Raw genomic sequence first — 23,032 nt, forward strand, 5'->3', positions numbered from 1 at the left:
TAAAACGGGCACGCAAAGCGTGCCCAAAAAGAAATTAGAAACGGAAGGTTGCGGTTGCAACGACCTGACGTTCTGCGCCCCAGAAGCAGCCATAGGTATTGAAGCAGCTGGCGACGTACTCACGGTCAAACAGGTTGTTCACATGCAGCGCCACGTTGGAACCCGCCATGCCGACGCGCGCCAGATCGTAACGTACTAACGCATCCACCAGCGTATAGCTTCCCACTTTGAAGGAGTTTGCCGGATCGCCATAGCTGGAGCCAGTATAACGAACCCCCGTACCCAACGTCAGCCCGGAAAGCGCGCCGTCATAAAGGGTGTAATCCCCCCACAGTGATGCCATATGTTTTGGCACCTGAGCAGGCGTGTTGCCTTTGTAGTTGGTGTCAGTGGTGTATTCCGCATCGGTATAGGTATAAGAACCGACCACGTTAACGCTGGCTGACAGCGCCGCTTTCGCTTCAATTTCCACACCACGTGAGCGAATTTCACCGCCTTCAACTGACCAGAATGATCCGTTCGGGTCGGCCATCAGGTTGTTGGTTTTGGTCAACTGGTAAACAGCACCGGTGATCACGATCGGACGATCGCTCGGCACATACTTCACGCCCGCTTCGTACTGCTTACCTTTAGATGGAGTAAAGATATTACCGCTTTCCCCGACCTGAGAACTAGGTTCAAACGATTCGCTGTAGCTGAAATACGGAGTCACACCGTTGTCGAACAGGTAGTTAACACCGCCACGCCAGGTGAACTGTCTGTCATCACGGGAATCCAGCACGCCAGAAACGCGGTTCAGTGAGTCCTGCTTAGCCCAGTCGTAACGACCGCCCAGAGTGACCAACACCTTATCCCACTGCATCTGATCCTGAGCGTACAGGCCCGTTTGTTCCTGTTTATTCAGAACTCGGTAGGCAGCGCCCGGTCCAGTATGTGCCCCAAAATCAAAGTCGCTGCGATCAAGGTTATAAATATCTGAAGGCGCTACCGAACCAGCCCAACCAAACCAGGAGTTGATATCGTTACGCATCCGCATATAGTCAACGCCGGTCAGCAATGTGTGATCCACGGAACCGGTAGCGAATTTGCTCTGCAACTGGGTATCAACAGCGAAGTTCTGCAATTTCTCATTATCGTCAACATACTGACGAGTCAGCGTGTGAGCCCACTCGGACTGAGGAACGCTGGCGCAAGGACTGTTAGCCGGATCCTTTGTATAGAGCGGATCAGAGCACATACCGTAGCCATACACGCTGTTCTGCGAAACCTTGTTTTGCGCGTAACGCAGGTTCTGACGCACGGTAAAGGTGTCGTTAAATTCGTGGTCGAAGCTGTAGCCCACCATCTTCTCGTTACGAGAGTAGGTATTGTTGTTCGCACCTTCGTTGAAATCGGTAGGCAGACGCTTGCCGTTCGGCAGCTCAGTCACCGTCCCCTCTTTCGGCAACCAGCCGTAATAGCCAGTTTCTGGCTCGTTCTGGAAGTAGGAGAGGAAGGTGAAGTTCGTTTTATCATCCGGACGCCATGTGAAAGATGGCGCGATGGCGTAGCGTTGTTCTTCCGCGCCCTGCTGCTGCGCATTCGCGGAACGCGCCAGGCCGGTCAGGCGGTATGAGTACACACCATCGTCATCCAGCGCATCGCTGAAGTCAAAACCGGTCTGGAACAGGCTGTCAGTGCCCATCTTGAACTGAATTTCTTTTAATGGCTCTGTGGTCGGGCGTTTGCTGACCATGTTCAACAAGCCGCCAGGGTTACTCTTTCCGTAAAGAACGGAAACCGGACCGCGCATCACTTCAGCGCGTTCCAGCATATACGGGTCGATTACCGCATCGTTGTAGAAGTTACCCTGCATCTTCAGGCCATTCAGATAGTTATTCTGACTTTGGCCGTCGGCGGCAAATCCGCGAATAATCAGGTAGTCATAGGTGTTAGACGCGCCGCGGGTACCTACGGCTACGCCAGGCGTGTAGCTGAGCGCCTCTTTAACTGATTTCGGCTGATGCAACGCCATCTCTTCGGCGGTGACCACTGAAATAGACTGAGGAACTTTTTGAATCGGGGTGTCGGTTTTGGTCGCCGTAGCAGACTGTCGTGCGGCGATGGTTGCCGCTGGCCCCCATGCGCTTTCTTGTGCGGCAGGTGCAGCAGTTACGGTGATGGTTTCTTCTTTCGGGTCAACCGCCGCCTGTGCATAGACAGACATGCCGCTAACCGCTGTGGCTACCACTACTGCGATTTTACGCAGCGATGAACTTGGCTGAGCAGTTTTAAGACGCGCCATTGGTATTTCTCTGATGAAAGTGAATGATAACGTAAACGAGAATTATTATTATAACGGCAGCATAATATTCGAAACTCTGGCGAGATAGCAAGCAATACGCGTCCCTACTAAAACTGAGGGGTTAAGAAATAACCAGATGAAAAGAAAGGGTTAATAAATTAGTCTGGAATGTTATTCGGCCCTGAGAATGGACCAAAGAAGAAAAACCCGCCGAAGCGGGTTTTGAGCAATATCAGTTACTGCCGAACATATCCTTTATCCAGCCAGCGACACCGTCGCTATCTTTCTTCTCCTGCTGCGCCGGTTGTTGCTGCTGCTGTTGAGGCTGCTGTTGCGGCGTTGACTGATCGAACGGATTCCCGGTCGGCTGTTGCATCATTTCACCCTGCTGACACAGCGAATCAGGATCGGTAGTCCATACCGGAAGCGTACGCATCCCCCCGCTACAAACGAAGTTACCGTCGTAGTCCACGCCCATATCCACCACATCTTCCGGCGGCGTCAGCACCAGCGGTGTTGGCGTCTGGTTGGCAAGATAACGCTGATAAATCGACATCGCACCGCTGGCACCGTACAGCTTGGTTGGCTGGTTGTTATCACGGCCCACCCAGGTGATGGTTACCTGGCTGCCGTCGATCCCGGCAAACCAGGTATCCACGTTGTTGTTGGTGGTCCCGGTTTTCCCTGCCAGATGAAGCCCAGGATATTTCGCGCCAAGCTGGCGGCCCGTACCACGCTGAACCACCTGTTGCATGGTCCACAGCGTCATATACGCCGCCTGCGCCGGAACGGCACGCTCGGCCTGCGGGAAGCTCTGATACAGCACCGTACCATCTTCGGCAATCACCGAACGCAGCGCCGACAGCGGCGCGCGGTTCCCGCCGCTGGCGATAGTCTGGAACGCCTGCGCCACTTCGATCGGCGTCAGGTTCAACGCCCCCAGCAGCATGGCCGGAACCGGGTTAAGCTGATCTTTCGGCGCGCCCAGCTTCAGCCAGGTATCGGTGACGGCAGGCAGGCCCAGCGCCATCCCCAGATTTACCGTTGGCACGTTCATTGAGCGCGTTAACGCATCCACCAGCATCACTTTTCCGCTTTCGCTATAGCGACGGTCATCGTTCTGCGGCGACCACACCTGGCCGTTAGGCTGGCGCAGCGCAATCGGGGCATCGGCAATCCAGGTATTCAGACGGTACAGCTTCGGCTGGCTGAGCGCGGTCAGATAGGTCGCCGGTTTAGCCAAAGAACCAATCGAACGACGCGCCTGCATCGCACGGTTATAACCAGCGAACTGCGGTTCTGCCCCACCGACCATGGCACGCACTTCGCCGCTAAAGCGGTCAACCACCACAATCGCGGTTTCCAGATCGCTCAGCTTACGTTGTTTCTTCAGCACCGGAATACCTTCCACCGCCGCTTTTTCTGCAGCATCCTGCGCCACGGAATCAAAGGTGGTGAAAATCTTCACGCCGGAGAGATCTTTAACTTTATCGCCCAGCTTCGCCTGTAGCTCCTGGCGCACCATCTGCATAAAGGCGGGCTGCGGTGAGATCACCCCACCACGCGGCTGTACGCCTAACGGACGCGCGCTCAGCATGTCATACAGATCCTGGTCGATAATCTGCTGCTGCTGCAGCAAACGCAGCACCAGGTTACGACGCTCCAGTGCCAGCTTCGGGTTACGCCACGGGTTATAGATTGACGCCCCTTTAACCATCCCTACCAGCAGCGCCTGCTGGTCGAGGCTCAGCTCTTCCACCGGACGGCCAAAGTAGTAGAGGCTCGCCAGCGGGAAGCCGCGGATCTCATTGTCACCGCTTTGACCGAGATAGACTTCGTTCATGTACAGCTCAAGAATGCGGTCTTTGCTGTAACGCGCATCCATGATCAGCGCCATATAGGCTTCGTTGGCCTTACGCCAATAGGAACGTTCGCTGGACAGGAACAGGTTTTTCACCAGTTGCTGGGTCAGCGTACTAGCCCCTTGTACCGTGCGCCCCGCAGTCAGGTTCGCCAGCACCGCACGGCCAATGGAATAGAGGCTGATACCGTCATGCTCATAGAAGTGACGATCTTCGGTCGCCAGCAGCGTGTCCACCAGCAGATCCGGGAATCCACTGCGCGGGACAAACAGGCGCTGCTCACCGTTAGGCGAAGAGAGCATGGTAATCAGTCGCGGATCGAGACGGAAGAAACCGAACTGGCGGTTGTTATCCATATTCTCGATGGTATCCAGATGGTCGCCATCAAAGGTCAGACGCGCGCGCACCTGCCCTTCTTTACTGTCCGGAAAATCAAACGGACGACGGATCATCTCGATGCTTTTCGCCTGCACGGTGAATTCGCCAGGGCGCGTCATTTTCGTCACCTGACGATACTGCGTAGCCTCCAGCAGTTTCACCATCTCGTTCTTGCCGATCGGCATTTCTGGCTCAAGGTTAACCATACGGCCATATACTGCCGCAGGAAGCTGCCAGACTTTACCATCTATACGGCTGCGGATTTTTTGGTCCAGATAAACGCCGTAAATGGCGATCAGCACCAAAAAAACAATCGACAGTTTTACCAGCAGCCAGAACCAGCCGCGTTTACCACGAGGCTTACGCCCTTTGCCTTTACCCTTACGCGGCATCGGTTCTTCATCCTCATAGTCATCATCATCATAATCGTCGTCATACTCTTCATCTCTGAGTTGACGACGGCTCACCTTTTGTTTCACCGGACGCGAGGGTTTCCCTTTACGTCCAATTGGCTCGCGGTCATTCCCCGCCATGCTTTTTCTCCGCAACATTCAGGCGCAAGGGCCCGATTCTCTGTTCTTCCGTCAGTTAACAGAAGAAGAAATCTCTCAATTTACTGCCGTGTTTATATCGGATGACGGCTTCGCTTTATCCGGCCTACAGTTTCATTACGAATACTTCTTTGTTCGCCGCGTTGGCGCGGTATTCGCCGGATCGTCCGGCCAGACATGTTTGGGATAGCGCCCTTTCATCTCTTTTTGCACCTCACGGTACGATCCCTGCCAGAACGCGCTTAAATCGCTCGTTACCTGTAGTGGTCGTTGCGCCGGAGATAGCAGTTCCAGCACCAGCGGCACGCGCCCCTCGGCGATGGTTGGGGTCTTCGCTTCACCAAACATTTCCTGCATCCGAACCGCCAATACCGGAGGGTTATCCTCATGATAGCGAATGGCAATCCGGCTTCCCGTCGGCACAGTGTAATGCGCTGGCAGTTCACTATCCAGACGTTGCAGCATTGACCAATCCAGCAAACCGCGCAACGCCTGACCCACATTTAGCGCTTTTAACGCGCGTAACGCGTGCACACCGCTCATGTGCGGCAGCAGCCAGCTCTCCAGCGTCGCCAGCAGAGAATCCTCATCTACCGCGGGCCAGTTATACTCTGGCAACCAGTTTGCCGCACACTGCAGACGCAGGCGAAACTGCTCGGCTTCCGGCGTCCAGTTGAGCACACTTAGCCCTTTATCGCGAATGCCGTTCAACATCGCCAGGTGCAACTCCTCTTCCGAGGGTTTGGCCAGCGCCTGTACTTTTACCGTTAGCTGGCCAATGCGCGACCGACGCAATGCTTTTAACGTTCCCTGAGTTTCATCCCATTCGATGGTGTCAGATTGTTGTAGCAGTTCAGGGCATGCCTGTATCAGCGCTTCGATATCCAGCGGCAGAGCCAGCAGAATACGCGCATCCGGCGAAGCGCTGCCCTGCAGTAACAGCGGCGCAATCAGCCATTCATGGCGTCCGGAGGCGTCATCGGCATCCAGCATTGCCCCCATGCCATTCGCCAGTTGATAGCGCCCTTCCTGCCCGCGCCGACGCGCGATCCGATCGGCAAACGCCTGCGCCAGTAATGAGGGGAGCAGCGCGCTGTCCGGCTGTCCGCTGCGAACGTTAAGCCGTTTCAGTAATTGTTGGCTGCGCTGCTGCCAGGCGGGCTGATTTCGTGAAAACGCTACAGCCAGATCGGTACTGCTACCGCGCGGCGGCTCTTCCAGAATCGCAGCCAGTTTTGCCGCCGTTGCCGCTTCATTGTCATTGTTGGCGCTAACCAGCATAGCCGCTAAACGGGGGTCGTTACCCAACGTCGCCATTTTCTGCCCCCTGGCGCTGAGCCTGTCACCCTCAAGCGCCCCCAGCATCTGCAGCAGCCGCTTTGCCGCCTGCAGGTTGATGGCGGGCGGGGTATCCAGCCAGTTCAGTTGCTCAGGGTCGGAACATCCCCATTGCAGTAACTCCATCAGCAGTCCGGACAGGTCGCTCTGTAAAATCTCCGGTTCTCCCTGCGCCGCCGCTCTTTCCGCCTGCTCTTTGGCAAGCAAATGTAGGCAGATACCGGGTTCCAGACGGCCCGCGCGTCCCGCTCGCTGGGTCATCGAGGCCTGGCTTATGCGTTGGGTAATCAGTCGCGTTAAACCGGTACGCGCATCATAGCGCGCCACGCGCTCCTGGGCGCAGTCCACTACCAATCGGATGCCTTCGATCGTTAAGCTGGTTTCGGCAATATTGGTCGCCAGCACCACTTTGCGCTTGCCTTGCGGCGCGGGCAAAATCGCCTGACGCTGCTCGGCAAGCGTCAGCGCGCCGTACAGTGGGCACAACAACACATCGCTGCCCACACGCGTTGCCAGTTGCTCCTGCACGCGCTGGATTTCCCCTACACCCGGTAAAAACAGCAGCAGCGACCCGCTTTCATGGCGCAGGAGTTCTGCCGTCGCTACCGCTACCGCGTCAGCAAAACGCAGATGCGCCGCCAACGGCTGATATCGTCGCTCAACGGGAAATGCGCGGCCTTCAGAAACGATCGTCGGCGCATCGGGCAACATCTGCTGCAAACGCCCGTTGTCCAAAGTGGCAGACATGATCAACAGTTTCAGATCGTCACGCAGCCCTTGCTGCACATCCAGCAACAGCGCCAGCGCCAGGTCGGCCTGCAAACTCCGCTCGTGAAATTCGTCGAGGATGACCAGCCCAACGCCCGTCAATTCGGGGTCGCGCTGGATCATGCGTGTCAGAACCCCCTCCGTCACCACCTCAAGGCGGGTCTGCGGCCCTACGCAGCTTTGCGCACGCATGCGATACCCCACGGTCTCGCCAGGCTTTTCATTCAGCAATTCCGCCAACCGCTGCGCCACATTGCGTGCTGCCAGACGCCGCGGCTCCAGCAAAATAATCCGTCCCTTGATACCGCGATGTTCAAGGAGTCGCAACGGCAGCCAGGTTGATTTCCCGGCACCGGTCGGCGCCGTCAGCAAAACCTGCGACGAGGCATCAAGGGCGGTAAGTAGTTCAGGCACTACGGCGGCAACGGGCAACGACGTCACAAATGACTCCAGAGGGTTAACATTCTTCGCGCTGCATTGTAGCATCGCGTTAATTCATAACCGAGTATCCATCATGTCTGAGCCAAAAAGGCTGTTCTTTGCGATTGAATTGCCTGGCGAGGTTCGGGAGCAGTTAATCCACTGGCGGGCCGCGCAGTTCCCCCCTGAAGCGGGTCGTCCCGTCGCCGCCGATAATCTGCATCTGACGCTCGCCTTTTTGGGCGACGTCAGCGCTGAGAAGCAGCATGCGTTAACGCAGCTTGCAGGGCGTATTCGCCAGCCGGGTTTTACGCTCAAACTCGACGATGCCGGGCAATGGCTGCGCTCGCGAGTCGTGTGGTTGGGAATGCGTCAGCCGCCGCGCGGGCTGCTGCAGTTGGCGAACATGTTGCGGGCACAAGCCGCACGCAGTGGGTGCCACCAGAGCCCGCAGCCGTTTCACCCGCATATCACGCTGCTGCGTGACGCCGGACACGCGATATATATCCCTCCGCCAGGGTTTGGCTGGTCGTTTCCGGTAACGGAGTTTGGGCTTTATTCCTCCTCATTCATGCGAGGACGCACGCGTTACACGCAGTTGCAACGCTGGACGCTGACTGAATAATCAAAGGAACTGTTCATGCAATTTTCTCCACCTTTACAACCTGCAACGCTCATTCAGCGCTATAAGCGTTTTTTAGCGGATGTGATCACACCGGATGGCACAACGTTAACGCTACACTGCCCCAATACGGGAGCCATGACCGGCTGCGCAACGCCGGGAGATACTGTCTGGTATTCGACATCAGAAAATACTAAACGAAAATATCCACATACCTGGGAATTAACGCAAACCCAATCCGGTGCACTTATTTGTGTTAACACGCTGTGGGCCAATAGATTAACGAAAGAGGCTATTCAGCGTTCGTTAATTTCGGAAGTTTCAGACTACAGCACCTTGAAAAGTGAAGTAAAATACGGCGCCGAAGGGAGCCGCATCGACTTTTTGTTACAGGCGGATTCCCGACCTGACTGCTATATTGAAGTGAAATCAGTCACGTTGGCGGAAAAAGATCAGGGTTATTTTCCCGATGCCATCACTGAACGAGGTCAGAAACATCTTCGGGAATTGATGAGCGTAGCGGCCGAAGGCAAGCGCGCGGTGATATTTTTCGCGGTGTTGCATTCAGCCATTACACGGTTTTCACCCGCGCGCCATATCGATGCAAAATATGCGCAATTATTAGTTGAAGCACAGCTTAAGGGGGTAGAAATTCTGGTTTATAAAGCGGAACTTTCTGCCCATGGTATGACTCTTAAAGAGCCGTTGCCCATTACCTTGTAATGGTGTAAACATTCGGTTAATTAGTATTCTGGGCGCGTGGGCAAATACGCTTTTCCTCACAGGGTTGTCAAGTGTTACGTTTAGATAATTGCTATCCGGAAAAGCATCTGCTATTTATAGCGACCTGATTTTTCCCCCGAACATGGGGATCGATAGTGCGTGTTAAGGAGAAGCAACATGCAAGAAGGGCAAAACCGTAAAACATCGTCCCTGAGTATTCTCGCCATCGCTGGGGTGGAGCCGTACCAGGAGAAACCGGGCGAAGAGTATATGAACGAAGCCCAGCTGTCGCACTTCAGGCGTATTCTTGAGGCATGGCGTAATCAACTTAGGGATGAAGTTGATCGCACCGTATCTCATATGCAAGACGAAGCGGCTAACTTCCCTGATCCGGTGGACCGCGCCGCACAGGAAGAAGAATTCAGCCTTGAGCTGCGTAACCGTGATCGTGAGCGCAAACTGATCAAAAAGATCGAGAAGACGCTGAAGAAAGTAGAAGACGAAGATTTCGGCTACTGCGAATCATGCGGCGTAGAAATTGGTATTCGCCGTCTGGAAGCGCGTCCGACAGCCGATCTGTGCATCGACTGTAAAACGCTGGCAGAAATCCGCGAAAAACAAATGGCAGGTTAATTCCGGTCATTTTTACCACGTTTACTACAGGCGGGAGCTTCTCCCGCCTTATTATTTGTTAGCCCGCAAAATGAGCGATTCACATTATATTGGCCGCTTCGCCCCTTCCCCCTCTGGCGAACTCCATTTTGGTTCACTGATTGCCGCCCTCGGGAGTTACCTGCAGGCCCGTGCTCGTCGCGGAATCTGGCGGGTACGCATTGAAGATATTGACCCCCCTCGTGAAGTTCCCGGTGCTGCAGACACGATTCTGCGTCAGCTGGAACATTACGGACTGCACTGGGATGGCGATATTCTATGGCAATCCCAGCGTCATGACGCCTACCGCGAGGCGCTGGCCTGGCTGCATCAGCAGGATCTGAGCTATTACTGCACCTGTACGCGCGCGCGTATTCAAAGCGTCGGCGGTATTTACGACGGTCATTGCCGTGAACTACGCCACGGGCCTGAACAGGCGGCAGTCCGCATTAAGCAACGCCATCCGGTGATGCAGTTTACGGACCAACTGCGCGGTGTGATTCAGGCTGATCCGCGGCTTGCAAAGGAAGATTTTATTATTCACCGTCGCGACGGGCTGTTTGCCTATAACCTCGCGGTGGTGGTAGACGACCACTTCCAGGGCGTGACGGAAATTGTGCGCGGTGCCGATCTTATCGAACCGACGGTACGGCAAATTTCGTTGTATCAACAGTTCGGCTGGCAAGCGCCGGACTATATTCATCTGCCGCTGGCGCTCAACGAACAAGGCGCTAAACTTTCAAAACAAAATCATGCACCTGCACTGCCGCAAGGCGATCCACGCCCGGTGATTGTTGCTGCGCTGCGCTTTCTCGGCCAGCACTCCGATATCCCGTGGCAGGAGATGCGCGTGGATCAGATTCTCACGTTTGCCATTGAAAACTGGAGTCTGACAGCGGTGTCAGAATCGGCGATCGTAAATCCGCCATTCTCAAATGCATCATGCTGAGCTATGATTAGCCGCTATTTTTACACAGCAACACTTGTTCTGATTGAAGTTTGACACTACCGAGGTGCACTATTTTTACCCGAGTCGCTAATTTTTGCCGCAAGGTGCTAAGCCGCGAGGAGCGCGAGGCCGAGCTCGCCGTTGCCCGTCCACACATGACGGTAATCCCGCGTGAGCAGCACTCTATCTCCCGCAAAGATATCAGTGAAAATGCCCTGAAGGTAATGTACAGGCTCAATAAGGCCGGATACGAGGCATGGCTGGTTGGCGGAGGCGTACGCGATCTTTTGCTGGGCAAAAAGCCGAAAGATTTTGATGTCACGACTAACGCCACGCCAGATCAGGTGCGAAAACTGTTTCGTAACTGTCGTCTGGTTGGTCGCCGTTTCCGTCTGGCCCATGTCATGTTTGGCCCGGAAATTATCGAAGTGGCAACTTTCCGTGGTCATCATGAAGGCAGCGAGTCCGATCGCACAACCTCACAGCGCGGACAAAACGGTATGCTGCTGCGCGACAACATCTTCGGCTCCATCGAAGAAGATGCCCAGCGTCGCGACTTCACGATTAACAGCCTGTATTACAGCGTGGCCGATTTCACCGTGCGTGATTACGTTGGTGGCATGCAGGATCTCGAAGAGGGCATCGTTCGCCTGATCGGTAATCCGGAAACGCGCTACCGCGAAGACCCTGTACGTATGCTGCGGGCCGTGCGCTTTGCCGCCAAGCTCGACATGCGTATCAGCCCGGAAACCGCTGAGCCAATCCCGCGTCTGGCAACACTGCTTAACGATATTCCCCCCGCACGCCTGTTTGAAGAAGCACTCAAACTGTTACAGGCGGGCTATGGGTATGAAACCTATAAAAAACTGCGTGAGTACAGCCTGTTCCAGCCGCTGTTCCCCACCATTACGCGCTATTTCACCGAAGACGGTGACAGCCCAATGGAACGCATCATCGCTCAGGTGCTGAAGAATACCGATAACCGCATCCACAATGATATGCGCGTTAACCCGGCGTTCTTGTTCGCCGCCATGTTCTGGTATCCGTTACTGGAAGCTGCGCAGAAAATTGCCCAGGAAAGCGGTCTGGCTTACTACGATGCCTTCGCACTGGCGATGAACGACGTACTGGATGAAGCCTGCCGCTCGCTGGCGATCCCGAAACGTCTGACCTCGCTGACCCGTGATATCTGGCAGTTGCAGCTACGCATGTCTCGACGCCAGGGCAAACGCGCCTGGAAGCTGATGGAGCATCCGAAGTTCCGCGCCGCTTACGATCTGCTGGCCCTGCGTGCCGAAGTGGAAAACAACGCTGAACTGCAGCGTCTGGCGCAGTGGTGGGGAGAATTCCAGGTTTCAGCACCGCCGGAACAAAAAGGCATGCTCAACGAACTCGACGAAGAACCAGAACGCCGTCGTCATCGTCGCCCGCGTAAACGCGCCCCGCGCCGTGAAGGTTCCGCGTGACCATCGCCTATATCGCTCTCGGCAGTAATCTGGCCTCTCCTCTGGAGCAGGTTAATGCTGCCGTAAAAGCGATTGGCGACATTCCCGACAGCCGTATCGTCGCAGTTTCCTCCTTTTACCGCACACCGCCATTAGGCCCACAGGATCAGCCAGATTACCTGAACGCTGCCGTGGCGCTGGAAACCACTCTCGCTCCCGAAGAATTGCTTAATCATACCCAACGCATTGAGCTGCAACAGGGACGCGTACGTAAAGCCGAACGCTGGGGGCCGCGCACTCTGGACCTCGATATTATGCTGTTTGGCGATGAAGTGATTAACACCGAACGTCTGACCGTGCCGCACTACGACATGAAAAACCGTGGTTTTATGCTGTGGCCGCTCGCTGAAATCGCACCTGAGCTTATCTTCCCGGAGGGTATCAGCCTGCATCAGCACCTCACCCATCTTGGTGCCGCAAAACCTGCACACTGGTAAAGTATCCTCTCCCCTTCAGCGTTTACTACTTTAGTGCCAAACGGTTGCTTAAAACAATTGCCCCCCTGAATGTGACTGTTAGAATGCCGATAAATATGACTTTCATCATCAGGAAATGTTATGAAACCCACCACCATTTCACTGCTGCAGAAATGCAAGCAAGAGAAAAAACGCTTCGCAACCATTACCGCCTACGACTACAGCTTTGCTAAGTTATTTGCCGACGAAGGCATTAATGTGATGCTGGTTGGCGACTCGCTGGGCATGACGATTCAGGGGCATGACTCCACCCTACCGGTTACCGTTGAAGATATTGCTTACCACACTCGTGCCGTACGTCGTGGCGCCCCCAACTGTCTGCTGCTCTCCGACCTGCCATTTATGGCTTACGCCACGCCGCAACAAGCATTTGAAAACGCCGCGGTGGTGATGCGGGCGGGTGCCAATATGGTCAAAATTGAAGGCGGCGCCTGGCTGGTGGATACGGTAAAAATGCTCACCGAACGCGCCGTACCGGTTTGCGGTCATCTGGGATTAACACCGCAGTCGGTGAATATTTTCGGCGGCTATAAAATTCAGGGCCGCGGCGACGCCGGGCAGGTATTGCTGGATGACGCGCTGGCCTTAGAAGCCGCTGGCGCTCAGTTGCTGGTGCTGGAGTGCGTGCCGGTTGAGCTGGCGAAGCGCGTCACCGAAGCGCTGTCGATTCCGGTTATCGGTATCGGCGCAGGTAACGTCACCGATGGACAAATCCTCGTCATGCACGATGCCTTTGGTATTACCGGTGGACACATCCCGAAATTTGCGAAGAATTTCCTCAATGAAGCAGGCGACATGCGCGCCGCAGTGCGGCAGTATATGGCTGAAGTGGAGTCCGGCGTTTATCCGGGCGAAGAACACAGTTTCCACTAATTTTTCAGGCCATATATCGGCCTGAAAAGCGTAGCGCCATCAGGCGGTTCGCAGCATGTTGCCGGATGGCGGCGTAAACGCCTTATCCGGCCTACGGTTCCTCAGGCAACTCAAGGAGTCTTGTCGTGTTAATCATTGAAACCCTGCCGCTGCTGCGCCAGCATATTCGTCGTCTGCGTCAGGAAGGCAAACGCGTCGCTCTGGTTCCCACCATGGGCAACCTGCACGACGGCCATATGAAACTGGTCGATGAGGCAAAAGCGCGGGCTGATGTGGTGATCGTCAGCATTTTCGTCAACCCGATGCAGTTTGACCGACCGGACGATCTGGTGCGCTATCCGCGCACGCTGCAGGAAGATTGTGAAAAGCTGAACAAGCGTAAAGTCGATTATGTTTTTGCGCCAGCCGTTGAGGAAATCTACCCGCAGGGTCTGGAAGGCCAGACTTTCGTTGAAGTTCCCGGTCTCTCCACCATGCTGGAAGGCGCCAGCCGTCCAGGCCACTTCCGTGGCGTTTCCACTATCGTCAGTAAGCTGTTTAACCTGATCCAGCCAGATATCGCCTGCTTTGGCGAGAAAGATTTCCAGCAGCTCGCATTGATCCGCAAAATGGTGGCAGATCTGGGTTATGACATTGAGATCGTTGGCGTGCCGATTATTCGCGCCAAAGACGGTCTGGCGCTTAGCTCACGTAACGGTTATCTGACCGCAGAGCAGCGAAAAATTGCGCCGGGTCTGCACAAAGTGATGAACGGCATCGCTGAAAAGCTGCTTGCCGGCCATCGTGACCAGGAAGAGATTATTGCCATTGCCGAGCAGGAACTGAATGAAAAAGGCTTCCGTGCCGACGATATTCAGATTCGTGATGCCGACACGCTGCTGGAGCTGACGGAAACCAGTAAACGCGCGGTGATTCTGGCCGCCGCCTGGCTGGGTCAGGCACGTCTGATCGATAATCAAAGCGTTACATTAGCCCAGTAGACAGGGGTTAAAAATCAGGCAATACTGCCTGAGAATTTCTCAAAGCAGGCCAGTAGTGCCTGCTTAGCCAAGGTAAACGACAGGGTATAGAAGTTATGATTCGCACCATGCTGCAAGGCAAGCTCCACCGCGTAAAAGTCACGCAGGCGGACCTGCACTACGAAGGCTCCTGCGCCATCGACCAGGATTTCCTCGATGCCTCTGGTATTCTGGAAAACGAAGCTATTGATATCTGGAACGTGACCAACGGTAAACGTTTCTCAACCTACGCGATTGCGGCTGAACGCGGCTCCAGAATCATCTCGGTGAACGGCGCAGCGGCACACTGTGCTGAAGTCGGCGACATTGTGATTATCGCCAGCTTCGTCACCATGTCTGATGAAGAAGCCCGCACCTGGCGTCCGAAAGTGGCCTACTTTGAAGGCGACAACGAAATGAAGCGCACCGCGAAAGCCATTCCGGTACAGGTTGCCTGACAGCCCTTACCCCTGCGGCTGATTACTTATCAGCCGCGACATCGTCTCCAGCGAATCCGTTCTTAAAATATAAAGTCTTTTCAATAAGAACGGATTATCCCCCGGTTTAACCTTCCCTCTCACCGTGGTGACCGCCATGTGGAATCCCGCGTCGCCTGCCGCTTTTACTGCGGTGGCGTTATAGCCGCCAAACGGGTAAGAAAGATAAAGAACGTGAGGGTTAAACTGAGACAACGCCCGACGCGAACGGGCGAAATCAAACAGAATATTATGATAGCTGCGACTCAGCAGGATTGGCCGGTGATTCGCATCAACCCGATGTAAAAAATGGGTATGCGACTGGAAGTCGAACACGTCCCTGATCTCATTCAGTTCCGCGATGCTCATAAACTGCAGTGATTTCGGATCCCACTTCTGCGGGTGGCGCTTGATACGTGAGGAGATAATAAACGCCGTTGCCTTCATGCCGTGCTGCTTCAGAATCGGGTAAGCATAACGACTCACCGACTTCAGACCATCATCAAAAGTCAGCACCACCGCCCGCGCCGGGAGATTCATATTGTTGCGAACATAGCCTTCCAGTTGGTACATCGTCAACGTGGTGTAGCCGCGGTCCTGTAGCCAGGCCATCTGGTTGCTGAAGGCGCGTACGGAGGTTGTCGTGGAGGTGTGGCGAAAACGGGTATTCTCTTCATCGCGCAGAATATGGTGATAGGTTAACACCGGGATACCGTTGTCTTCCTGCGCATCCAGAGCGCTGATATAGGCCAGTCTGCCGCCAATACGGATCTGGTACCAGGTTTGGTTGAGACGGTCTTTAAGCTTGCTGATAACCGGATAACGCAGATTATCCGCCAGCACGCCAAACGGGGCGCTACCAACATCCGGAGCGTTATAAACCGGCGTATCTTTCCAGGTGATCAGGCTTTGGTTGCTGAGGGGTTTATTGAGATCGCCCAGACCATCGTCGACTTTCTGCCGCCCCTGCACAGGCTCCAGATGCCCTTTATCAATAAACCCGGTACCAAAACCAAAGGTAAATTCGTAATAGTCTGCCGCAATTGGCTCAACGGCGAGGATCTGCCCGGCGCGAATATTTCCTACCGTCACCATCTTGTTGCCAATCTGCGCCCACACGGCGGCTGCTTCGGTGGTTTGCATGTAGCGAGCAGGCAAAGCCGCAGCTATGCTGCCAGAAAACAGGAGCAATAAAACAAGCAGAACGCGCATCACCATATGAGATAACCGAGGCGAGAAACCCCGGCTATTGTAGCAAAAGCGCCATCAATACCAATGATTAATACTCATACAAATCATGCTTCAACACGAAAGGGGGATTTTTCTGTTGTTGATGCCAGAGGCTAGAGACTTCGGGCCCGCCAAGCGCAACGATGCTATCACGAAACGCAGAACTGCTCATCGATTCCCGCGACGAAAGCATTCGCTCAAGCAATGGATAACTGATACCTGAAATCACTTCACACTGGGGATGTTTATGGCTCATTAACGAAGCCACGCGGTAAGGCGCGGCCCCGGCCATATCCGTCAGGAATATCACACCCTCGCCAGAGTCTGTAGCATGCAGGGCATGGCACATCATGCGACTTAGCATATTCGAGCTAAGCCCACGCCAAAAACTCACCGCCTGGCATTGAACCAACGGGCCGTACTTTTTCTCCAGACGATGCAGCATATCCTGTGCCTTATCATCATGACAGGTAATTACCCAACCTAGCATTGCCTACCTCCTTAGCAGGCAAGTAGTTTATCAGGGTGATAAATCCGTAATGGTGATAAGCATCAAAAGTCTTCCTCTCCCGGGTAAGGAGAGGAAGAAAGACTTAGCTGCGCAGGCCGCGTCCGCGCTGAATCAGGTACCAGCTCAGCAAATAAAACGCCGCGATAAACACCACCAGCACGCCAAAGGTGGTGACCAGCGGAACATCGTGGATCCCCAGGAAGCCGTAACGGAAACCGCTAATCATGTAGACAATCGGGTTCAGATGCGACAGTCCCTGCCAGAACGGCGGCAGCAACGTTAACGAATAGAAAACGCCGCCCAGATAGGTCAGCGGAGTCAGCACGAAGGTTGGGATCAGGCTGATATCGTCAAAGGTTTTAGCGAAAACCGCGTTCAACAGACCGGCCAGCGAAAACAGCACCGCTGTTAACACCAGCGTAAGCGCCACAAAGACCCAGGAATGCACCTGGAACGGCACAAAGAACAGCGAAATCGCTGTTACCAGGATCCCTACGCACAGGCCACGCGCCACGCCGCCGCCAACAAAACCGGCGATGATCACGTGCGTCGGTACCGGAGCGACCAGTAACTCTTCAATGTTGCGTTGAAACTTGGCGCTGAAGAATGACGATGCCACGTTGGCGTACGAGTTGGTAATTACCGCCATCATAATCAGCCCTGGCACGATAAACTGCATGTAGCTAAAACCATGCATTTCGCCGATACGCGAGCCGATCAGGTTACCAAAGATAATAAAATAGAGCGTCATAGTAATGACGGGAGGAACCAGAGTCTGGACCCAGATTCGCATAAAGCGGTGGATCTCTTTCGCCCAGATGCTTTTCAGCGCAACCCAATAAAGCTGCATCATGCGCGATCTCCTTGTTTTTCATGCACCAGAGAAACAAACAGTTCTTCCAGTCGGTTCGCTTTGTTTCGCATACTCAATACCTGAATGCCCTGGGCGCTCAGCTGTGAGAACACGCTGTTGACCCCCTGTTCACGCAGGACTTCCACTTCCAGCGTGGAGGTATCCACCAGCCGGTATTGATAGCCCTCCAGTTTTGGCAGCGGGCTTTTCGGCGCCAGATCGAGAATAAAGGTCTCGGATTTCAGCTTAGAGAGCAGGCTCTTCATCGAGGTGTTTTCCACCAGCTCGCCATGCTGAATAATGCCGATGTTGCGACACAGCATTTCCGCTTCTTCGAGATAGTGAGTGGTCAGAATAATCGTGGTGCCTTTGTCGTTTAAATCCTTTAAAAAACCCCACATTGAACGACGCAGCTCAATGTCGACCCCCGCCGTCGGTTCATCAAGGATGAGTAATTTAGGCTCGTGCATTAGTGCGCGGGCAATCATCAGACGGCGTTTCATCCCGCCGGAGAGCATGCGCGCGCGCTCGTTACGTTTTTCCCATAAATCGAGCTGCTTTAAATATAGTTCGCTGCGTTTGACCGCCTCTTTATACTCAACGCCGTAATAACCCGCCTGGTTGACTACGATCTGCTGCACGGTTTCAAACGGGTTAAAGTTAAACTCCTGCGGTACCAGACCAAGCTGGCGTTTCGCATTAACGGTATCTTTTTCAAGATCGTATCCGAAGACGCTCACCCGCCCAGAGGTTTTATTCACCAGCGAGCTGATTATCCCGATGGTGGTGGACTTGCCTGCGCCATTCGGTCCCAAAAGCGCATAAAAATCCCCCGCTTCGACTTGCAAATCTATTCCGCGTAACGCCTGAACGCCACCGGGATAGGTTTTTTTAAGTTGTTGAAGTTCCAGAGCAATGGTCATGGTTTTTTACTTACCTTACATTCTAATGCTTGATATTTGGTTTTAATAAATCAGGAGTTAACCTATATTAGCGCAACGCAATTCAATTGGTTACAGCCTCCATGAAAGACATAGATACACTCATCAGCAACAACGCGCTATGGTCAAAGATGCTGGTAGAAGAGGATCCCGGATTTTTTGAAACGCTGACTCACGCACAAAATCCGCGCTTTTTATGGATTGGATGTTCCGACAGTCGCGTTCCCGCAGAACGTTTAACCGGTCTTGAGCCGGGTGAATTATTTGTTCACCGTAATGTTGCCAATCTGGTTATTCACACCGACCTGAACTGTCTCTCAGTAGTTCAGTATGCGGTGGATGTGCTGGAAGTGGAACATATTATTATTTGCGGCCACTATGGATGTGGTGGCGTACAGGCAGCTATTGAAAATAAAGAACAGGGGCTGATTGATAACTGGTTACTGCATATTCGCGATATCTGGTTTAAACACAGTTCACTGCTGGGCGAAATGCCGCAGGAACGTCGCATTGACACCCTGTGCGAACTGAATGTAATGGAGCAGGTCTACAACTTGGGCCACTCAACCATCATGCGTTCAGCCTGGAAGCGCGGTCAGAAAGTTACCATTCACGGCTGGGCTTACGGTATTCATGATGGCCTGCTGCGCGATCTGGACGTCACCGCCACCAGTCGCGAGACGCTGGAGCAGCGCTATCGCCAGGGGCTGTCTAACCTCAGCCAGAAACATACCAATCACAAGCAGATACCAACAAGCGGCAGCGACGCTTAAGTCGCTTTTCGGCCTGCGGGGAAGTATCGTGCAGGCCGAATAAGCAAAGCGCCATCAGGCGCTCCCGACATTACTCGTCCAGCAGCACCACTTTGCCAACGTACGGCAGATGGCGATAACGCTGGGCATAGTCAATGCCATAGCCGACAACAAACTCATCTGGGATAGAGAATCCGATAAACTCAACCGGAACATCCACTTCACGACGGGTAGGTTTGTCCAGCAGCGTACAAATAGCCAGGGATTTCGGCTCGCGCAGGCTCAGAATCTCACGCACTTTGGACAACGTGTTACCGGAGTCGATGATGTCTTCGACAATCAGCACGTCCTTGCCACGAATGTCTTCATCCAGGTCTTTCAGGATTTTAACATCGCGCGTGGTGGACATTCCGCTGCCATAGCTGGAAGCAGTCATGAAATCGACTTCGTGGGAGACATGCACTTCACGGCACAGGTCGGCCATAAACATAAATGAGCCGCGTAACAGACCAACCAGCACCATATCGCTGCCGCTGTCCTTGTAACGTTCGTTAATCTGACGTCCCAGTTCAGCAATACGCGCTTTGATCTCCGCTTCCGGGATCATGACTTCAACAGTATGTTTCATATCTCTAACCATATGATTTAAAAACAAATCACTCAATGCTAACTTTTAATAAGTCAGCATCTAAGCGCAAGGCACGCAGTATACCAGCAAAAGCATTCATACGCGGCATCTGTTGATAAAGTTCATAATGTGACGTTTATCACGCGTTTTAGCTCCTATAATTAACTGCTATTAAAGAAATAACACCTGTGATGGTATTTTTTATGGCAAATAACAACGTACGTTCTCAACGGCTTATCGTGACCCTGAGCGCCCTGTTTGCGGCACTTTGTGGACTATATCTCCTGATTGGTGGAGGCTGGCTGGTCGCCATCGGTGGCTCCTGGTATTACCCGATCGCGGGCCTTGCCATGCTCGGTGTGGCTCTCCTGCTGTGGCGCAGTAACCGATCCGCCCTTTGGCTGTATGCCGCCCTGCTTCTCGCCACCATGATTTGGGGCGTCTGGGAAGTCGGCTTTGATTTCTGGGCGCTGACGCCGCGTAGTGACATCCTGGTCTTCTTTGGTATCTGGCTTATCCTGCCTTTCGTCTGGCATCGCCTGATTATCCCTTCCAGTGGCGCAGTAGCGGCGCTAGTGGTGGCCCTGCTGATTAGCGGCGGTATCCTGACCTGGGCTGGCTTCAACGATCCACAAGAGGTTCACGGCACGCTGAGTGCAGATACCTCTCAGGCCGATGCAATCTCAGCGGTTGCCGACGAGGATTGGCCGGCTTACGGTCGCAATCAGGAAGGTCAACGCTACTCACCGTTAAAACAAATCAACGCTGACAACGTTCATCAGTTGAAAGAAGCCTGGGTATTTCGTACCGGGGATTTAAAACAACCCAACGATCCCGGTGAAATCACCAATGAAGTCACGCCAATAAAAGTAGGGGATACTCTTTATCTGTGTACCGCCCACCAGCGGCTGTTCGCCCTGGATGCGGCCAGCGGGAAAGAGAAGTGGCATTTCGATCCCCAACTCAATACCAATACCAGCTTCCAGCACGTAACCTGTCGCGGCGTTTCTTATCATGAAGCCAAACCGGATACGGCTTCTGCAGAGGTGATGGCCGACTGTCCGCGCCGCATCCTTTTGCCGGTCAATGATGGTCGACTGTTTGCCTTGAATGCCGAGACCGGCAAGCTGTGCGAAACCTTCGCCAATAAAGGTATTTTAAATCTGCAGACCAATATGCCGGATACCTCACCGGGCCTGTACGAACCAACGTCTCCCCCGATAATCACCGATAAAACCATCGTTATTGCCGGGTCGGTAACCGATAACTACTCAACCCGCGAAACATCCGGGGTGATACGTGGTTTTGACGTCAATAACGGTAAGCTTCTGTGGGCGTTTGATCCCGGTGCCAAGGATCCTAATTTCATCCCGTCAGATGAACATACCTTCACCTTTAATTCACCCAACTCCTGGGCGCCTGCGGCCTACGACGCGAAGCTGGATCTGGTGTATCTGCCCATGGGCGTTACCACGCCGGATATCTGGGGCGGTAACCGCACACCGGAACAGGAACGTTACGCCAGCGCCATTCTGGCGTTAAATGCCACGACCGGGAAATTGGCCTGGAGCTATCAGACCGTTCACCACGATCTGTGGGATATGGACTTACCGGCGCAGCCAACCCTGGCGGATATCAACGTCAATGGAGAGAAAATTCCGGTCATTTATGCCCCGGCAAAAACCGGTAATATCTTTGTGCTCGACCGCCGTAATGGTGAACTGATGGTGCCTGCCCCGGAAAAACCGGTGCCGCAAGGTGCAGCCAAAGGTGATTATGTCAGCAAAACCCAGCCGTTCTCCGATCTCAGTTTCCGTCCGCAAAAAGATCTCAGTGGTGCGGATATGTGGGGCGCAACCATGTTTGACCAGTTGATGTGCCGCGTAATGTTCCACCAGCTGCGCTATGAAGGCATTTTTACCCCGCCTTCAGAGCAAGGCACTCTGGTGTTCCCGGGTAACCTCGGCATGTTCGAATGGGGCGGTATTTCCGTTGATCCCAACCGTCAGGTAGCCATTGCCAACCCGATGGCGCTGCCGTTCGTTTCTAAGCTGATCCCACGCGGTCCCGGCAATCCGATGGAGCCGCCGAGAGATGCCAAAGGTACTGGCACGGAGTCCGGTATTCAGCCGCAGTACGGCGTACCGTTCGGCGTAACGCTCAATCCGTTCCTTTCACCATTTGGTCTGCCGTGTAAACAGCCAGCATGGGGCTACATTTCCGCCGTAGATCTGAAAACTAATCAAGTGGTGTGGAAAAAACGCATTGGCACGCCACAGGACAGCATGCCATTCCCAATGCCGGTTCCGGTGCCGTTCAATATGGGGATGCCGATGCTGGGTGGACCTATCTCCACCGCGGGTAACGTGCTGTTTATAGCCGCGACTGCCGATAACTATCTGCGCGCATACAACATGAGCAACGGTGAAAAACTGTGGCAGGGTCGGATTCCGGCAGGCGGCCAGGCAACGCCGATGACGTATGAAGTTAACGGTAAGCAGTATGTGGTGATATCAGCCGGGGGCCACGGCTCATTTGGCACTAAGATGGGCGATTATATCGTGGCATACGCGTTGCCGGACGACGCGAAGTAAAATGGAAAACGCCCGCTAATCAGCGGGCGTTTTTTTATTCAAACTTCAGTGACAGTAACGACGCTTTTGCGGCTTCCTGATACTGAGCCACCAGATCTTTGGTCATATTGAAGGAGACCTGCACCGCTTTCTCGTTTTGCGAGGTAATCAGCAGCATATTGAGAATTTCAGTATCCGGCGCTTGAGAACGGAAAGTAATCAGCCACGCTTTATGTCCATCAACCGTGACAGGTTCCGCCTGCGGCTTGAAGTTGGTCAGCATCTTCAGTGTCGCATCCTTTGCCATATCCAACTGAGCGGCAGGCAACGCGTTGCGCCCGGCGGTAATACCTAGAGACGCTTTACCGCGTTCGTCACCGTAAATCACCTGTGGACGGTTTTCAGAAGGGTATTTGATTTTTGCCATTTCGTCCGGCATTGGCGTGAGCGTCTGCGGAATTTCGAGACTTAAATTCAGTTTTGAAATCTGTTGGCGTTCCATCTTCATCGCAGCCTGTGCCGAAACCGCCAGAAGCATAATAAAAGATGCCGTCAGTACTTTTCGCAAAAGGGTCATGAATACCTCGTGATGAGTGAGTAACCTCATCAGTATATGAATGCCTTTACTCGACGATAGAGTAATAATCCGTTTTTGAAATAAACATTTAGC

20 protein-coding genes are annotated in these 23,032 nt (G+C 53.8%); 11 read left to right on the plus strand and 9 right to left on the minus strand.

The window, feature by feature from the left end:
* Positions 1 to 34 precede the first annotated feature (34 nt).
* The 3 genes from fhuA to hrpB form a co-directional block, all read right to left on the minus strand.
* Positions 35 to 2,284 (minus strand): ferrichrome porin FhuA, encoded by a 2,250-nt coding sequence (gene fhuA, locus HVZ39_RS20475; protein WP_016151746.1) that lies wholly within the window; start codon positions 2,282 to 2,284, stop codon positions 35 to 37.
* Positions 2,285 to 2,516: 232 nt separating this feature from the next.
* Entirely contained in the window at positions 2,517 to 5,057 is a 2,541-nt protein-coding gene (gene mrcB, locus HVZ39_RS20480; protein WP_016151745.1) for a bifunctional glycosyl transferase/transpeptidase, read from the minus strand.
* 135 nt (positions 5,058 to 5,192) lie between these two features.
* Entirely contained in the window at positions 5,193 to 7,622 is a 2,430-nt protein-coding gene (gene hrpB / locus HVZ39_RS20485; RefSeq protein ID WP_181632904.1) for an ATP-dependent helicase HrpB, read from the minus strand.
* A gap of 73 nt (positions 7,623 to 7,695) precedes the next feature.
* Between hrpB and thpR the strand changes: the two genes are divergently transcribed.
* From thpR to panD, 9 genes are all read left to right on the plus strand, one after another.
* Positions 7,696 to 8,226, plus strand: a complete 531-nt coding sequence (gene thpR, locus HVZ39_RS20490) for an RNA 2',3'-cyclic phosphodiesterase (protein ID WP_181632905.1) — start codon at positions 7,696 to 7,698, stop codon at positions 8,224 to 8,226.
* A 15-nt stretch (positions 8,227 to 8,241) separates the two neighbouring features.
* A complete protein-coding gene (gene sfsA / locus HVZ39_RS20495) occupies positions 8,242 to 8,946 on the plus strand; it encodes a DNA/RNA nuclease SfsA (protein WP_016151742.1) in 705 nt (234 codons plus the stop codon).
* A 177-nt stretch (positions 8,947 to 9,123) separates the two neighbouring features.
* The gene (dksA, locus tag HVZ39_RS20500; protein WP_003018625.1) at positions 9,124 to 9,579 is read left to right on the plus strand and encodes an RNA polymerase-binding protein DksA; all 456 of its coding nucleotides are present in this window, start codon (positions 9,124 to 9,126) and stop codon (positions 9,577 to 9,579) included.
* A 70-nt stretch (positions 9,580 to 9,649) separates the two neighbouring features.
* Positions 9,650 to 10,546, plus strand: a complete 897-nt coding sequence (gene gluQRS / locus HVZ39_RS20505; protein WP_181632906.1) for a tRNA glutamyl-Q(34) synthetase GluQRS — start codon at positions 9,650 to 9,652, stop codon at positions 10,544 to 10,546.
* Between the two features lie 71 nt (positions 10,547 to 10,617).
* Entirely contained in the window at positions 10,618 to 12,012 is a 1,395-nt protein-coding gene (pcnB, locus tag HVZ39_RS20510) for a polynucleotide adenylyltransferase PcnB (RefSeq protein WP_203457720.1), read from the plus strand.
* Complete coding sequence (gene folK / locus HVZ39_RS20515; protein ID WP_016151739.1) at positions 12,009 to 12,488, plus strand: 2-amino-4-hydroxy-6-hydroxymethyldihydropteridine diphosphokinase; 480 nt, start codon at positions 12,009 to 12,011, stop codon at positions 12,486 to 12,488. Before pcnB ends, folK begins: the two co-directional genes overlap by 4 nt.
* Before the next feature lie 120 nt (positions 12,489 to 12,608).
* Complete coding sequence (gene panB, locus HVZ39_RS20520) at positions 12,609 to 13,400, plus strand: 3-methyl-2-oxobutanoate hydroxymethyltransferase (protein WP_131347690.1); 792 nt, start codon at positions 12,609 to 12,611, stop codon at positions 13,398 to 13,400.
* A gap of 125 nt (positions 13,401 to 13,525) precedes the next feature.
* Positions 13,526 to 14,380 carry a pantoate--beta-alanine ligase gene (gene panC, locus HVZ39_RS20525; RefSeq protein WP_016151737.1) on the plus strand — a complete coding sequence of 285 codons (855 nt, stop codon included), beginning with the start codon at positions 13,526 to 13,528 and terminating at the stop codon, positions 14,378 to 14,380.
* 95 nt (positions 14,381 to 14,475) lie between these two features.
* Positions 14,476 to 14,856 (plus strand): aspartate 1-decarboxylase, encoded by a 381-nt coding sequence (panD, locus tag HVZ39_RS20530; RefSeq protein WP_000621526.1) that lies wholly within the window; start codon positions 14,476 to 14,478, stop codon positions 14,854 to 14,856.
* Between the two features lie 6 nt (positions 14,857 to 14,862).
* Here panD and HVZ39_RS20535 read toward each other — a convergent pair whose 3' ends face one another.
* The 4 genes from HVZ39_RS20535 to HVZ39_RS20550 all read right to left on the minus strand — a co-directional run bounded on the left by HVZ39_RS20535 (position 14,863) and on the right by HVZ39_RS20550 (position 18,391).
* Complete coding sequence (locus tag HVZ39_RS20535; RefSeq protein WP_016151736.1) at positions 14,863 to 16,092, minus strand: polysaccharide deacetylase family protein; 1,230 nt, start codon at positions 16,090 to 16,092, stop codon at positions 14,863 to 14,865.
* Positions 16,093 to 16,153: 61 nt separating this feature from the next.
* The gene (locus tag HVZ39_RS20540; RefSeq protein WP_016151735.1) at positions 16,154 to 16,594 is read right to left on the minus strand and encodes a PTS sugar transporter subunit IIA; all 441 of its coding nucleotides are present in this window, start codon (positions 16,592 to 16,594) and stop codon (positions 16,154 to 16,156) included.
* Between the two features lie 103 nt (positions 16,595 to 16,697).
* Positions 16,698 to 17,468, minus strand: coding sequence for an ABC transporter permease (locus HVZ39_RS20545; protein WP_181632907.1), 771 nt, complete (start codon positions 17,466 to 17,468; stop codon positions 16,698 to 16,700).
* Complete coding sequence (locus HVZ39_RS20550; protein ID WP_046275357.1) at positions 17,465 to 18,391, minus strand: ABC transporter ATP-binding protein; 927 nt, start codon at positions 18,389 to 18,391, stop codon at positions 17,465 to 17,467. Before HVZ39_RS20550 ends, HVZ39_RS20545 begins: the two co-directional genes overlap by 4 nt.
* Positions 18,392 to 18,492: 101 nt before the next feature.
* Here HVZ39_RS20550 and can point away from each other — a divergent pair, with 101 nt between their 5' ends.
* A complete protein-coding gene (gene can, locus HVZ39_RS20555) occupies positions 18,493 to 19,182 on the plus strand; it encodes a carbonate dehydratase (protein WP_016151733.1) in 690 nt (229 codons plus the stop codon).
* A 70-nt stretch (positions 19,183 to 19,252) separates the two neighbouring features.
* On the opposite strand, the gene hpt is transcribed toward can, so the two are convergent.
* Positions 19,253 to 19,789, minus strand: coding sequence for a hypoxanthine phosphoribosyltransferase (hpt, locus tag HVZ39_RS20560; protein ID WP_016151732.1), 537 nt, complete (start codon positions 19,787 to 19,789; stop codon positions 19,253 to 19,255).
* 203 nt (positions 19,790 to 19,992) lie between these two features.
* Here hpt and HVZ39_RS20565 point away from each other — a divergent pair, with 203 nt between their 5' ends.
* A complete protein-coding gene (locus HVZ39_RS20565; protein WP_181632908.1) occupies positions 19,993 to 22,383 on the plus strand; it encodes a glucose/quinate/shikimate family membrane-bound PQQ-dependent dehydrogenase in 2,391 nt (796 codons plus the stop codon).
* Between the two features lie 34 nt (positions 22,384 to 22,417).
* Here the strand turns inward: HVZ39_RS20565 and HVZ39_RS20570 are convergent, their stop codons facing one another.
* Positions 22,418 to 22,939, minus strand: coding sequence for a hypothetical protein (locus HVZ39_RS20570; RefSeq protein WP_016155709.1), 522 nt, complete (start codon positions 22,937 to 22,939; stop codon positions 22,418 to 22,420).
* Positions 22,940 to 23,032: the final 93 nt, after the last annotated feature.

The sequence above is a fragment of the Citrobacter sp. RHB35-C21 genome, from assembly GCF_013816515.1.
Taxonomy (GTDB): domain Bacteria; phylum Pseudomonadota; class Gammaproteobacteria; order Enterobacterales; family Enterobacteriaceae; genus Citrobacter; species Citrobacter braakii.

Bases quoted from the DNA above. Each gene is read 5' to 3' on its own strand.
- gluQRS (WP_181632906.1), top strand. From the start codon at position 9,650: ATGAGCGATTCACATTATATTGGCCGCTTCGCCCCTTCCCCCTCTGGC.
- mrcB (WP_016151745.1), bottom strand. From the start codon at position 5,057: ATGGCGGGGAATGACCGCGAGCCAATTGGACGTAAAGGGAAACCCTCG.
- fhuA (WP_016151746.1), bottom strand. From the start codon at position 2,284: ATGGCGCGTCTTAAAACTGCTCAGCCAAGTTCATCGCTGCGTAAAATC.
- hpt (WP_016151732.1), bottom strand. From the start codon at position 19,789: ATGAAACATACTGTTGAAGTCATGATCCCGGAAGCGGAGATCAAAGCG.
- panB (WP_131347690.1), top strand. From the start codon at position 12,609: ATGAAACCCACCACCATTTCACTGCTGCAGAAATGCAAGCAAGAGAAA.
- HVZ39_RS20570 (WP_016155709.1), bottom strand. From the start codon at position 22,939: ATGACCCTTTTGCGAAAAGTACTGACGGCATCTTTTATTATGCTTCTG.
- dksA (WP_003018625.1), top strand. From the start codon at position 9,124: ATGCAAGAAGGGCAAAACCGTAAAACATCGTCCCTGAGTATTCTCGCC.
- HVZ39_RS20535 (WP_016151736.1), bottom strand. From the start codon at position 16,092: ATGGTGATGCGCGTTCTGCTTGTTTTATTGCTCCTGTTTTCTGGCAGC.
- HVZ39_RS20540 (WP_016151735.1), bottom strand. From the start codon at position 16,594: ATGCTAGGTTGGGTAATTACCTGTCATGATGATAAGGCACAGGATATG.
- sfsA (WP_016151742.1), top strand. From the start codon at position 8,242: ATGCAATTTTCTCCACCTTTACAACCTGCAACGCTCATTCAGCGCTAT.
- HVZ39_RS20550 (WP_046275357.1), bottom strand. From the start codon at position 18,391: ATGACCATTGCTCTGGAACTTCAACAACTTAAAAAAACCTATCCCGGT.
- HVZ39_RS20545 (WP_181632907.1), bottom strand. From the start codon at position 17,468: ATGATGCAGCTTTATTGGGTTGCGCTGAAAAGCATCTGGGCGAAAGAG.
- panD (WP_000621526.1), top strand. From the start codon at position 14,476: ATGATTCGCACCATGCTGCAAGGCAAGCTCCACCGCGTAAAAGTCACG.
- can (WP_016151733.1), top strand. From the start codon at position 18,493: ATGAAAGACATAGATACACTCATCAGCAACAACGCGCTATGGTCAAAG.
- thpR (WP_181632905.1), top strand. From the start codon at position 7,696: ATGTCTGAGCCAAAAAGGCTGTTCTTTGCGATTGAATTGCCTGGCGAG.
- HVZ39_RS20565 (WP_181632908.1), top strand. From the start codon at position 19,993: ATGGCAAATAACAACGTACGTTCTCAACGGCTTATCGTGACCCTGAGC.